10 protein-coding genes and 2 pseudogenes are annotated in these 13,195 nt (G+C 62.4%); 9 read left to right on the forward strand and 3 right to left on the reverse strand.

Annotated elements, in window-relative coordinates:
- Positions 1–66: 66 nt before the first annotated feature.
- The 9 genes and pseudogenes from ACFB49_RS13345 to ACFB49_RS13385 all read left to right on the forward strand — a co-directional run bounded on the left by ACFB49_RS13345 (position 67) and on the right by ACFB49_RS13385 (position 9,477).
- Positions 67–621, forward strand: a complete 555-nt coding sequence (locus ACFB49_RS13345; RefSeq protein ID WP_380879958.1) for a PRC-barrel domain-containing protein — start codon at positions 67–69, stop codon at positions 619–621.
- The gene (locus ACFB49_RS13350) at positions 618–3,731 is read left to right on the forward strand and encodes a TRCF domain-containing protein (protein ID WP_380871712.1); all 3,114 of its coding nucleotides are present in this window, start codon (positions 618–620) and stop codon (positions 3,729–3,731) included. The genes ACFB49_RS13345 and ACFB49_RS13350 overlap by 4 nt, the downstream gene beginning before the upstream one ends.
- Positions 3,732–4,017: 286 nt before the next feature.
- Positions 4,018–4,218, forward strand: a complete 201-nt coding sequence (locus ACFB49_RS13355) for a hypothetical protein (RefSeq protein ID WP_380871713.1) — start codon at positions 4,018–4,020, stop codon at positions 4,216–4,218.
- A 159-nt stretch (positions 4,219–4,377) separates the two neighbouring features.
- Positions 4,378–6,618, forward strand: a complete 2,241-nt coding sequence (locus ACFB49_RS13360) for a hypothetical protein (RefSeq protein ID WP_380871714.1) — start codon at positions 4,378–4,380, stop codon at positions 6,616–6,618.
- Positions 6,615–7,370, forward strand: a complete 756-nt coding sequence (locus ACFB49_RS13365) for an SDR family oxidoreductase (protein WP_380871716.1) — start codon at positions 6,615–6,617, stop codon at positions 7,368–7,370. The genes ACFB49_RS13360 and ACFB49_RS13365 overlap by 4 nt, the downstream gene beginning before the upstream one ends.
- Positions 7,367–8,503 (forward strand): annotated as a pseudogene (locus ACFB49_RS13370) (glycosidase). The gene ACFB49_RS13365 and the pseudogene ACFB49_RS13370 overlap by 4 nt, the downstream one beginning before the upstream one ends.
- Positions 8,504–8,644: 141 nt before the next feature.
- The gene (locus ACFB49_RS13375; protein ID WP_380871717.1) at positions 8,645–8,833 is read left to right on the forward strand and encodes a DUF3606 domain-containing protein; all 189 of its coding nucleotides are present in this window, start codon (positions 8,645–8,647) and stop codon (positions 8,831–8,833) included.
- A gap of 3 nt (positions 8,834–8,836) precedes the next feature.
- Positions 8,837–9,151 (forward strand): hypothetical protein, encoded by a 315-nt coding sequence (locus tag ACFB49_RS13380; protein WP_380871718.1) that lies wholly within the window; start codon positions 8,837–8,839, stop codon positions 9,149–9,151.
- Positions 9,152–9,303: 152 nt separating this feature from the next.
- Positions 9,304–9,477: a hypothetical protein gene (locus ACFB49_RS13385; RefSeq protein ID WP_380871719.1), complete on the forward strand. Its 174-nt coding sequence runs from the start codon at positions 9,304–9,306 to the stop codon at positions 9,475–9,477.
- A 444-nt stretch (positions 9,478–9,921) separates the two neighbouring features.
- Here the strand turns inward: ACFB49_RS13385 and ACFB49_RS13390 are convergent, their stop codons facing one another.
- The 3 genes and pseudogenes from ACFB49_RS13390 to ligD form a co-directional block, all read right to left on the reverse strand.
- Positions 9,922–10,581 carry a DUF6766 family protein gene (locus ACFB49_RS13390; protein ID WP_380871720.1) on the reverse strand — a complete coding sequence of 220 codons (660 nt, stop codon included), beginning with the start codon at positions 10,579–10,581 and terminating at the stop codon, positions 9,922–9,924.
- Positions 10,565–11,389, reverse strand: a pseudogene (xth, locus tag ACFB49_RS13395) (exodeoxyribonuclease III). Before xth ends, ACFB49_RS13390 begins: the two are co-directional and overlap by 17 nt.
- On the reverse strand, positions 11,386–13,173 hold the full coding sequence (gene ligD / locus ACFB49_RS13400) for a DNA ligase D (protein ID WP_380871721.1): 1,788 nt from the start codon (positions 13,171–13,173) through the stop codon (positions 11,386–11,388). The pseudogene xth and the gene ligD overlap by 4 nt, the downstream one beginning before the upstream one ends.
- Positions 13,174–13,195 lie beyond the last annotated feature (22 nt).

The raw sequence follows: 13,195 nt of genomic DNA on the forward strand, positions 1-13,195 counted from the left end.
ACTCCACCCCACTGGAAGGAAAATACGCTGGAGACGATGGCTGGATGGGTCGCGCCAATCGCGACGATGATCGCAGCGATGATGACGGCAGCCAATCTTGGCGCCCGCGTGACCGGCTGGGGATTTGTGGTGTTTACCGTGGGGTCGGTCGGCTGGTCGATCGTCGGGCTGACGAGTGATCAGCCCAACCTCCTTGCGACGAATGCCTTCCTGACACTGGTCAACGGCGTCGGCATCTGGCGGTGGCTTGGGCGACAGCGTGCCTATGAAGATGGCGGCCAGTCCGCGGCCCGGAAAAGCGCGCGCTCAGCCGCCCCCACCCTCTTTCCTGCAACATGCCTTGCCGGCATGTCGGTCGAGGATGTTCACGGCAAGGTTCTCGGCACGACCGTCGAGGGACTGATCGAATGCGCGACAGGATGTGTGAGCTATGTGGTCGTCGCCTCGGGGGGTGTCGGCGGCATCGATGAGGTGCTGCGCGCCGTGCCCCGCGATCAGGTCGCATTCCGACAGGACCGGTTCCGCCTGAATATCGAGGAAGAGGCTTTCCAGGAGCTGCCAGAACTTGCGGCCGGAAACTGGCCGGCCCAGATCACCGCTTGCCCCGGGGATCGCGTATGACCAGCATCGCATTCACTGCGACACGGATCGCCGGGCATCTTCAAGAGGAGAATATCGTCTGGCTCGCCGACGATGACCAGCAGGCCGAGGCGCTGGCCGCAGCGCTGAAGGCGCTTTGCCCAGATGCGGCAGTCTTTTTCCTGCCCTCGAGCGATGCTCTTCCCGGCGACAGCGCGCCCGCTTCGCCGGCCAATGTCGGTGCTCGCGTTGCCGTCCTTCGCGCGTTGCGGATGCATCAGCAATCCGTCGGCCGAAGCCGCCTCGCCTGCATTCTGAGCGGCGAAGCGGCCGCCCGGCGCTATCCCCCGCCCGAGGCCTTCGGGCGCGCGCTGCCCCGTTGGACGGTCGGGGAGAGCATCGAGGCCGGAGAAGTCACTAGCCTGCTGGCGGAAATCGGCTACGTCGCCGACGACCGTGTCGATGAGCCGGGCGAAATGGCTCTCCGTGGGGATGTCATAGATATCTTTCCGGCAGACGCGGGCCTGCCGGCGCGGATCGATATCGCAGACCAGAGGATCGTCGCGATACGCTCATACGATCCCGTCACCCAACGCAGCATCGGCGAGCTTGAGGCGCTCGAAATAGGTCGCGCCGCGGAACCGCCACTCGAGCGCGCGACGTCGATTCTCGCGCACCTCGGGAGCGCCCGCCTTGCATTATCCCCTAAGGCTGACGATCGCCGACGGCGTTTCATCCAGCTTGCCACCGACGCCGCTCGTGGTCGCCGTGAGGTAGACGCGATCGGCCAGGCAGCCTGGGAGACCGCCCTGTCCGGCTGGCGGCTGGTTCGACCTGATGAACGCTTCTCGGCCGTCCCTCGCTTCGCAGAATCGCCCTCGCCGCTCGCCGCCCTTTACCGGTTCGCGAAACCCCTGATGGATAAAGGACGGGCCTTCGTCCTAGCCGGGAGCGAACGCGACCTTCGCTTCCTGCGTGGGCGGCTCGGCAAGCGCCTTTCCAGTGATCTCCCGCTTCTTGAAAGTTGGCAGGATATCCAGGCCCTCGTCCCGGGTGAGGCAGCCAGTATCCAAATGCCCGCCGATCGCGGTTTCGTTGATGATGACCGGCTCTTCGTTGCGGCGGCCGACCTGCTCGGGAGCCGGGCACTCATAAACGGGACGGATGCGGTTGTCTCAACTGGATGGTCTGGTGACGGCGACATCCGCATTGGCGATGTGGTCGTCCATGAGGATCATGGTGTCGCGATCGTCGCAGGCCTCGAGCCCGCGCCGTCGGGTGATGAATCTCGTGAGATGATCGCGCTCGAATTCGCAGGCGGGGGGAGGCGCCTGACCGCGTCCGACGAGGCCGACCGGATCTGGCGCTACGGCGCCGACACGGACGCCGTGACGCTGGACAAACTTGACGGCTCGACGTGGCGGAAACGACGCGATGCGATCGACGCAGCAATTGCGGAAAGCGCCGCAGATCTTGCAGCACTGGCCGAAGCGCGCGAGCGCCTTGTTGCACCCGTCATCGATCCGGATCCGGCCGCTTATGAGCGGTTTGTAAGCGGCTTCCCCTTCAACGAAACCGCGGACCAGGCACGAGCCATCACCGCCGTGTGCGACGATCTTGCGCGGGGCAAGCCGATGGACCGGCTGGTTGTCGGCGACGTCGGATATGGCAAGACAGAGATCGCGATGCGTGCTGCGGCGCTAACCGCCCTCGCCGGATATCAGGTCGTCATCGCGGCACCGACCACGGTGCTCGTCCAACAGCACCTCGCAAGCTTCCGGACGCGTTTCGAAGCATTCGGCATCACTGTGGCCGGGCTTTCGCGACTGTCCAGCGCGGCCGAGAAGAAGGCCGTGAAAGCCGGACTTGCCGATGGCTCGATCGGGATCGTCATCGGCACCGGAGCCGTGATGGCCGGAAGCGTGCGCTATGCGCGGCCAGGACTCATCGTAATCGACGAGGAACAGCGCTTCGGCGCAGCGGATAAGGCTCGAATGCGAGGGTCCGGTGACATGCATCTGCTGACCTTGAGCGCCACGCCCATTCCTCGCACGTTGCAATCGGCGCTGATCGGACTCCAGCAGATTTCGATCATTGCGACCCCGCCAGCGCGGCGTCAGCCGATCCGGACAAGTCTGGACCAACCCGACGACGGCCGAATCCGAACCGCTCTTCTGCGGGAAAAAGGGCGAGGCGGGCAAAGCTTCCTCGTCGTTCCCCGGATCGAGGACATGGCGAAGCTGGCGGAAAGGCTGGGGCGCATCGTGCCGGAACTCGGCATCGTCGCGGCGCATGGCAAGATGGCCACCTCCGATATCGATGCGGTCATGGTGGGTTTCGCGCAGGGCGACGGAGACGTCCTTCTTGCAACGAACATCATCGAGGCGGGGCTCGACGTTCCGCGCGCCAACACCATGATCATCTGGAACGCGGACCGTTTCGGTCTGGCGCAACTGCATCAGTTGCGGGGTCGTGTCGGCCGCGGCAATCGCCGCGGTCAGGTCATCTTGCTGACGGCTGGCGAAGACAGGATCGCTGAGCGCACGATGAAACGCCTCAGGACGCTGGCAGCCTTCGACCGCTTGGGTGCCGGGTTCGACATCAGCGCCAGCGATCTCGACATGCGGGGTGGTGGCGAGCTTCTGGGAGAAAGCCAGGCCGGCCACATCAAACTGATCGGCGTGGATCTTTACCAACATCTGCTGGGCCTCGCGCTGCGCGCTGCGCGAGGCGAGACGATCGAACGCTGGTCGCCCGAACTCAATCTGGGAGCAAGCGGCTGCCTGCCGGAAAGCTGGATTCCGGAGCCCGATGCGCGCCTTGCGCTCTATGTTCGGCTCGCCCGGCTCGAAAGCGAGGCGGGCCTTGATGCCTTTGAAGAAGAATTGATCGACCGCTTTGGCCCCCTGCCGGCCTCCGCGGAGCGGTTGATGGTGCATGCGCGTGTGCGCCTGGCGGCCCGATCGGCGCGTATCGCGCGTATCGACGCGGGGCCTGCGGCAATCGCCATTACCCCGCGGCGCGACTTCAGGGGCGACACCGCCGCCATCGGCCTGACCCGAAAGATGGACCGCTTTCTTCTGGCCGAAGCCATTCCAGAAGAGCAGCGTATCGATCGCGTCCAGGCTTTGATTGAAGCGCTCGCAGCCTGAGGCCGCGCCCAGTCCACCATAGCACCCTTATCCTCTTCGACCCGATAGCCTGCCGTGCAGTGTCGCGCTGAAAGTGCTGGCCGTGGCCGGTCGACGTTATTTCAAACGCGAAACCGGCACCCTGCGGAATTACTTTCTCACTTATGATCCGAGTCAAGCTGAGGCTGTTGGGGACATTTATCGAAAGTCGGCGACAAGCCGGCAAAGTTGCTTCGGGCGCGACACAATAGGAACGCCGCATTCCTCCACTCGTTTTGAAGAACTCATGTTCGAGAGGAGAGTTGCGATGGGTACCGACAACCGCGATCAGCAAAATCCCGGGCTAGAAACCGGCCGCCCCGGCGAGGATCAGCAGCAGGAACGCCAGTTTCCCGGAAACCGGCAGCAACAGAATCAGCGTCAGGACCAGGAACGCCAGGACGAACGCCCTGAAGATCAGGATATGAACGGCGATCGGCCCGAGGACGAAGGCCCCGAAGACAATTAATCGCTGAATATCCAGAGAAGAGGCCGCGAGAGCGGCCTCTTCTTTTGAAGCTCTGCGGGGGTGCGAACAGATTCCACTGTCTGTCGGCGATATCCACCCTGTTCAGCCGATCACCCCTGCGCCCGGTAGGGGCAGTGGAAACTTCGGGAGCAAAGAAATATGAGCAAGATCGCTATCCTTGCCAGATCGCTTCCCGGTGCAAGCCCACAAGTGCTGGCTCTGCGCGCGGAGCTGACCGAAGGCACGATGCGCAGCTTGGGCAGCATTGCCTTGCGAGGACGCGACGTCGAGATATGCGAGGGACGCGAGGCGCTGTGGGCAATCGTGCGCCGTGCGGGCAAGAGCGGGTTAGCGTTGCGGGCCGCTCATGTTCCGGGTGGAGCAACCCGCGTCAAGAAGCGCGCCGCTGGTCCTGAAGACGCGCTCAGTCTGGAGGTTGAAAGCGCAATCGGAATCCAGACGATCATCTTTCAGACGCATGCGCCCGATCTTGATGTCCTGCGGGTCACGGTGTCGCTCACGCCACATGTTCCCCTGCTCGTGCCGTTCCTCCCCCGCGACCTCTATCCTCTGGGCGAGAATGACGATCCGCTTCTTGCGGAGGGCCGGGTCGAGGCGGCTCAACGGGGCCTCAATACCGGCGTTTCCTATTTTCACATCGATCAGCCTGCGTTCGGCAGTGTCCTCTACTTCCAGAATTTCACCGCGCTTTCGGACTATTTCCTCGCGACGAAAACCAAGCCTGATGGCGCCGTGGGGGGCGAATGGCCGGAGATTGGCTATCTGCCGCCGACACCGCCGCAAAGCGGCACGCCGCCAACCGATCCGCTGCCAGCTGGCAAGGATGTAACGATCTCGGATGCGTTGCTCGTCTTTCACGACGATGCCGCCTGCGATGAGCAGGACTCGGCGTTACGGTTCATGCAGATGCTCGGGGCCGCCTATCGCCAGCTCGACCTGCCTGCGACCGAGTATCGCGACTGGGTTGTCCGTGCCGAGCGCACATTGCGACATCTCGACACTGCTCCAGAAGCGACCATTCGGCATTACGGGCATCGCTACGCGCATCCCTACACTGATGCTGAATATCCCGACATCATGGTCCAGATGTCCCTCATCACGGCGCTCAGGGATTTTGCCGTGTGGACCAAAGCGCCGATACCGCTCGAGACCGAATTCGCTGCGGGTCTGGCAAAATTCCATGATCGTAAATTGAAGACGATGCGCCGCTATTTGCCCAATGTCGGCAAGGACAAGGACAAGGACGCCGTCGACAGCTGGTATCTATATCATCCGCTCCTCAATCTTGGACGGATGGCGATTGATGGCGACAGGCGGGCCAACCGCCTTTTCACCGCTTCGCTCGATTACGCGATCAAGGCGGCGCATCATTTCAAATATGCCTGGCCAATCCAGTTCAAAGTCGACGATTTCCGCGTCATCGTCGAAGCGCGCAATGATGACGGGCTCGGCCAGACCGACGTGGGCGGTCTTTATGCCTATGTCATGCTGCAGGCCTATGAACTGACCGAAGACGACCGCTATCTCGGCGAAGCGCGCGCCGCGATCGATGCCGTGAAGAACATGCGCTTCGATCTCAACTACCAAGCGAACCTGACGGCATGGGGGGCTTCGGCCTGCATGCGCCTATGGCGCATCACCAACGAGGAATATTATCTCCGCCAGAGTTACGTCTATCTCGCGAGCTTCTTCCACAACAGTGCGATCTGGGAATCGCAGATCGAAGCGGCCAAGCACTACAGCAATTTCCTCGGCGTCACCTGCCTGCACGATGCGCCCTATATGGCGGTCTACGAATGCTTCGACAGCTTTGCCGCATTCGAACGCTATTTGAAGGACAGCGGACCCGATCTCGATCCGACGGCGCGGATGCTGATCAGCGAATATTGCAAATATGCCCTCTACCGGGCCTGGTTCTATTATCCTGACGCGCTTCCCGCCGACATCCTCGCGAAGGAGGTGCGCAACGGCCATATCGACGCCAAGCTCTCCTTCCCCCTTGAGGATCTCTACCATGACGGCCAGCCCGCCGGGCAGGTCGGCCAGGAGATTTATGGTGCGGGCGCCGCGTTCGTTTTCGCCAGCCGGGCGTTTCATCGGATCAGCGGCGAGACCTTTGAAATGTTCTGCGATCACTTCCTCATGGCCAACGAACGCAATGGCGAGCATTCGCTGAGCTTCCGCCTCGACGGCGGCGATGCGTGCCTTGCCCGCTTGAGCCTTGTGCGGCGTGGCCGGGCTCCGTTGCCCGTCTTCACGGTCGAGACCGCCGGCGGCGATCGCATTCGGCCAAAACTTCATGACGATCGGGTCGACTACGCCATCCCGGCCAATGGTCGCGTCACAGTGAGCTGGAAAAAGCGGAAGGAAGCGAGATGACAGACCTGGCTGACGCCCATACCGAACAGCCAACCCTTCGAGGGCGCCGCACCATCATCACCGGCGGCACGACCGGCATCGGCCGGGCGATCGCCGTCCTCCTGGCAAGTTATGGTGCCAAGGTCTTCATTTGCGGTCGCGATCCGAAGCATCTGGCCGACGCGCTCGCGCGGATCCGCGAGGTTGGCGAAGGCGACGGGGTCGCATTGGATCTCACCGAGGACGAGGCGCTCGCGCACTTCTTCGCCCGAGCTGATGACTATCTCGGAGGGCTCGATATCGCGATCGTCAACGCGGCAGTTCCCGCGGAAAAGCTGGCCAGCACCGATGAGCAGACGATGCGCTACCAGATCGCCGCGGATTTTACTGCCTATCTCGCGACGGCACAGGCGGCGGCCGAGTGGATGGAAGCGGGAAGCGACATCATTCTCATCGGTTCGATGTCCGCCGTGTCGCGCAAGGCCGGAGCATCGATCTATGTCGCGGCCAAATCGGGTATCCAGGGCTTTGCCACTTCCCTGCGCCAGGAGCTTGCCGACCAGGACATCAAGGTCGGCCTGATTGAGCCTGGCTTCACCGGCGCCGACTTCCAATATCCGGAATTCGGTCCGGAAGAGCAGGTCAAGCTGATCAACGAAGAGACCATGCTGCGCGCCGAGGACATTGCCGTTGCCGCGCACTTCATGCTGACCCAGCCGCGTCGGACCGCGGTATCATTGATGCGGGTCGAAACCCGGCTCAAGCACCCATGAGCGATTTCGCGGTCGACCGCCTTGTTCTCGTTCCCGACGATATCGACCTGGCGCGCTCTCCATTGGCGGGACACCTCGATGCCGAAACCTATGTGCTCGGCGCGTTCAATCCGGGATTGACGCGCCTGGCCAACGGCAATTTGCTGATGATGGTGCGCGTGGCCGAGGCGCTACGCGAGCCAGTCCGCAACGGTCATGTCCATGCGATACGCTGGGAGGCAAGCCGTGCCGGTGGGCGCTATGTGCTCGATGCCTGGCCGCTCGAATTTGCGGATACGGCCGACCCGCGGAAATTCCTGCTGCGCGGCGGAGGCTGGAAGATCATGGCGCTCACATCCTTGTCCTGGCTGCTGCCGGTCGAACTGACAGCTGACGGTCTGGCCATCGTCGCGATCCATTACGACCGCGCGGTCGCGCCCGCACATGATTTCCAATGCTATGGTGTGGAGGACGCCCGGATCAGTCGCGTTGCCGGCCGCTATCTCATGACGACCTGTTCCGTCAGTCCCGAGCGCCATTCGACGACGCTCTACAGCTCGATCGACGGTTTTGAATGGCGCTTCGAAGACATCGTCCTCGATCATCAGAACAAGGACATGCTGATCTTTGAAGGGCTCATCGACGGTCATTATTGGGCGCAGACCCGTCCGCTCGGCGATCTCTAATTTGCTTATCCTCCGACGAGCGAGTGGCGCGCCGGACCATCGATCAATCTGGCGCTGTCACCCGATGCGCATTTCTGGAAGCCTTATCGCAAGCCGGGACTACGTCCTCACGCCGGTACAGTCGCGACTGCGCGCATGGGCGGCGGCACGCCGCCGATCCTCACCGACGATGGCTGGCTGACCTTGTGGCATGGTGTCGAGCCCAAGGAGATTGTCGGGATTTACCGGACATATTGGTCGCTCCTTGATGCGCATGATCCCAGCATCGTGGTGCGCACAGACCATGAGCCCTTGCTCGAAGCCAAGCCCGAATTGACCCGCCCGATCGAACATCAGCTTTACGTCCGGGACGTCGTGTTCACGACGAGTATCGCCGATGGCGGCGATCACTATGTCGTCGCGTCCGGCGAGGCGGACCTGGCCTGCCGCATCACGCACATTACCAAGGCACGGTTCGTGGGGACCTAAAGGAGCAGGTCGACCCTAGCGGTCGCCGCCGGCTTGGTTTTCCGCCGCGAGCGACTGTTGCGGCGCGCAGATTGGAACTTGCGATCGGAGCATCGGAACCCCTTACTCGCTGGCGATTTCTAGCTGGTGAAGGAGACCGTAATGGCGAACGACAGGACCAGGCATGCCGGCCCGGAGCGGAGGCAGGTTGCGGCGATGCAGGGTTATGACCACGCTTATTTCGGGCGCACGGACAGCATCAGCCGTAAACAGGCCACAACATTCATTACGAGTGTTGGCCATGACCGTGACAGGCTCGACGTGCCCGCCCCCAACTTGAAAGGGACCTGAGCCATGGATATCGCAAAGACGCCGGCGCTCGAGAGAATTGCCCGTGTCCTCGCTGGTCAACGGCTCAGCGCCAATGCGGGCGGCGTTGAACCATCGGCCGCCCCCGATGTCGATGCTGCCTGGTCAGACTATTGCGACGATGCGCTGGCGGTCCTCAAGACGCTGCGCGAGCCCGATGAAATCATGGCAGCGGCAGGCGATCCGGCGGTCTGGGAGCGCATGATCGCCGCGGCCCTCGGGAATGGATTTACCGCCTCCATTGTCCGGCCATTCGAGCCGCCCGAACCGGGCACAGATCCCCTACACGAAGGTCCGTGACCCTACGGGCCGGGGAGCGGGAGGAGCCTTGATGTACATCAGCGCAGGACCGCAGGGGGTAGCGTAAGATCCTCTGATTGGCGCTTTCAATTCCAAGCGTGGCGCCGACTGACAGCATCTGGAGAGCTGGCGCTTCAAGTCGGAGCTCTTTCATGCACCAGCAGAGTGAACGAGATTATCTCGAGCTTCGCCGCCGCACATCCGAAGAGAAGGCGCGCGCTGCACTCGATCCGGCCATCGGTCGGATTCATCAGGAGTTCGCCAAGCACTACACGCGCAGGCTGGCCAACGAGCACAACAAACCCGGAACGCCGTATAGCCGCTGAAGGTCCGCATTTCGAACCAATGAAACCCACGTCGAAGGGATCGCGTCCGGTCGATGACGCAGCTTGATCGCCGTACGACACCCCAACGCTCCGCTGACGATGTCGATGCCCATTCGACCGGTCCGATGGAGGTCAATAACGCGGCGGGCTCGCGGCTGAACATGGTTCGGGCTCGACGCGATAGCATGTCGACCGGCGGAATGGGGACAAGGGAAGCCGCCCAATTGAACCAAGAAGGGCAAATTACCGCGCGCCGCAAGTGAAGCGGCGCGCGGCTTTACGCGGCAGGGCGGCCTCACTGCAGACAAGGTGCCCCGGAGGTGGCGTGGCAGCCATCATGTGCAGCACGTAATCGGCCGTGCACATTGTTTCTACCACGCATCGAACGGTGAAAGATTCATCCATGTTATAGTTGTTGCGCGTGCCAACGCCGTGACGCAGGGATCACGCACCCGTCTGGGCGTGGGATGCTGCGACCGGCTTGGATTCCGGCGATTCCCGCTGCCTGAGGAAGATCGAAAGAACGACCAGCACTGCCGTTGACAGGAATTCGCTCTGCCAGTTCTGAAGCGACTCAAACCACAGCTGGGCATCGAAGAGATAAGACAGTGTCGTCGGAGCCGCTTCGCCATGCGCCAGGGCGTCTTCGGCCGCGACCCGCGCGCTCTGCGTCCAATGGATGACGAAAGAGGCGATGAAGAGGAGCGCCAATGAAATGCCAAGCGATCTCGCGTAGATGGCGCGCCAGACCGGCCCCCAGCGCAGGATGGACGGCGCACCGGGCTTATCGGCCTGGAGCTCCAGATGATCGTCGCGCGGATCGCTCTCGTCGGGATCCCGGGATTCTGCTGAGCCCCGCTGAAACATCATCGCCGTCAACACGACATAGGCCGACATCTGGAGGAATTCGCTTTCCCAGTTCTCGAAGACCGACGACAGGAATTCGGCGCTGAACGCATAGCCTGAAAGGCTCATGAGCGGCTGGCCGTGACGAACCGCGTCGTCATTGGCGACATGCCAGCCCGCGACCCATTGACCCAGGATACTGCCGCCGAAGAGCAGGAGCAGCGCAATGGTCAGCCCGTTATCACGAAGCCGGCGCATTTTCTTCCCCCTTATGTGCTCGCTTCCGCTTCGGCGCGTCGGCCAGTTCGACCCAGACAGGGGCATGGTCGCTGGTCTTTTCCCAGCCGCGGACGTGGGTGTCGACTTGGGCGTCGATCAGACGGTCGGCGAGCGACTTGCTCAACAACAGATGATCGATCCGCAGCCCCGCATTGCGCGCATAAGCGTTCCGGAAATAGTCCCAGAAGGTGTAGATGACCTCGCCGGGGTGAAGGGTGCGGAGCGCATCGGTCCAGCCTTGATCGAGCAGCCGGAAATAAGCGGCTTTAACTTCCGGCGCGAACAGCGCATCGTCGCGCCAGCGCTCGGGTTTGTAGACATCGAGATCGGTCGGCATCACGTTGAAGTCGCCGGCGAGCATGACGGGCAAGCCTGAACCCAGCAACTCGGCGGCGTGGTCGATCAGCCGCTCGAACCAGCGAAGCTTCTAGTCGAATTTGGGACCTGGCCTGGGATTGCCATTGGGCAGATAGAGCCCCCCGACGAGGATGCCGTTGACCGCCGCTTCGATATAGCGGCTCTGGGTTCCATCCGGATCCTCGGGCAGGCCCCGCCGTGTCTCGTGGATCTCGCCCACGCGGCACAGCATCGCCACACCATTCCAGCTCTTCTGCCCGTGCCAGATCACGTCATAGCCAAGGTCGCGAACAGCTTTTTCCGGAAACTTCTCGTCGGGCGCCTTGAGCTCCTGGAGGACCGCGATGTCGGGGGCGCTTTCTTCGAGCCAGCGCAGAAGCACGGGCAATCGCCCGTTGACGCCATTCACATTGTAGGTGGCGATCTTCACAGGTCAGGAAGCACCTGATCGGCGCGCCCCCAGCGGGTCAGCGCCTTCGATGCCGCCCGCTTCACCAGTTCCTTTGCATCGCCGATATGGAAGTGGGATGGCCTGTCGATCGTCTCCATCTCCTTCCAGGTGACGGGTGCCGCAACGGGCGCCTCGGGACGGGCTCTAACGGCATAAGGCATGACCGCGGTCGCCCCGCGCTGGTTGCGCAGATAGTCGACGAAGATTCGGCCCTTGCGCTGGGCCTTGGGCAAGGCAGCTGTGAACTTTTGCGGCTCGGCCTGCGCGGCTGCTTGTGCCAGGCGATGGGCGAAATCCTTGACCTCGGGCCATTCCGCTTCGGGGACGAGCGGCGCAATGACGTGGATGCCTTTGCCGCCCGTCACCATCGGAAAGGTCTCCAGTCCGATCGAGCGCAGGATCTCGCGGAAATGGAAGGCGGCGTCCCGCACCGCTTCAAAATCCAGACCTTCGTCGGGGTCCAGATCGAACACCAGGCGATCGGCTTTCTCGACATCCTCGATCCGGGCGCCCCAGCCATGAAACTCGATGGTTCCCATCTGGACGCACGTCAAAAGCCCCTCGGCGGTGTCGATGAAGAGATAGGGCTCCTCATGGCCATCCTTCTCGACGATGCCGACATGCTTGACCGCCTCGCCGAAGCTTCCGGCATCATGCTTCTGGAAGAAGCATTTCTTGGCACGCCCTTGCGGACATCGCACCAGGCTGATCGGGCGGCTCCCGACCCAGGGCAACATTACCGGGGCGACTGCCGCATAATAATCGGCGAGCTCCCCTTTGGTGATGCTCGATTCCGGGAAGATCACCCGCTCGCGGTTGCTGATCGTCACCTCGCTCGCCGTCGGAGACACATTACGCGCTGCTCTGGTGACGGGCATCTCGGTTTCGAGCATCACAGCCTCGGCCTTTTTGTCCTCACGGAGGCCGAGATAGCTGGGATGACGCAGCGTCCCCTCATTGGTCATTTCGGTGTAGGCGATTTCGGCGACCAGCCGGGGTTCGAGCCAATGGGCTCCACGCACCTCGGCTCGCGGCGCCTTCACCGTCGCTTCTTTCCGGTCGAGCGGCTCCATCCGTTCCATAAGCCGCCGGATCTCGTCCATGGTGAAGCCGGTGCCGACCTTGCCGGCATAGCGTAGTGCGCCACCCTCGTGGATGCCGAGGATCAGCGAACGGAATGCGCGCGATTTATCCGAAGGCGTCCAGCCGACAATCACGAATTCCTGACGCTTGATGCATTTGGTCTTGAGCCAGGCGCCCGAGCGCGCGCCGATATAGCGAGCATCTGCCTGTTTGGAGATGACACCTTCGAGTCCTGCGTCGCAGAAGCTGTGCAGGAGCATCTCGCCATTGCCCTCGATATGTTCGGAATAACGGATGCGCGCGTCGTTCTTCGGCAGGATCTTGCGCAGCATGGCCTTGCGGGTCGTGAGCGGGAGAGCCGTCAGATCCTCGCCGTCCAGTTCAAGCAGATCGAATGCGAAATAGTCGATCTTGCCCGGCGCACCCTTCAAGGCATTCTGGAGGGCCTGGAAGCTCGACCGGCCATCCTGGTCCATGACGACGGCCTCGCCATCGATGAGCGCCGAGCGGACCTTGAGCTTCGCTGCCTGCTCGGCGATGCCGGCAAAGCGCTCCGACCAGTCGAGGCCCGACCGCGTGTAAGCGCGCGCACCACCTCCGCCGACTGCGACCTCGAGCCGGTATCCGTCATATTTCATCTCATGCAGCCAGTTCGCACCGGTTGGCACGGTATCAACCAAGGTCGCCAGTTGGACCGGGCGG

It is taken from the genome of Sphingomonas sp. DBB INV C78 (genome assembly GCF_042693015.1).
Taxonomy (GTDB): domain Bacteria; phylum Pseudomonadota; class Alphaproteobacteria; order Sphingomonadales; family Sphingomonadaceae; genus Sphingomonas_E.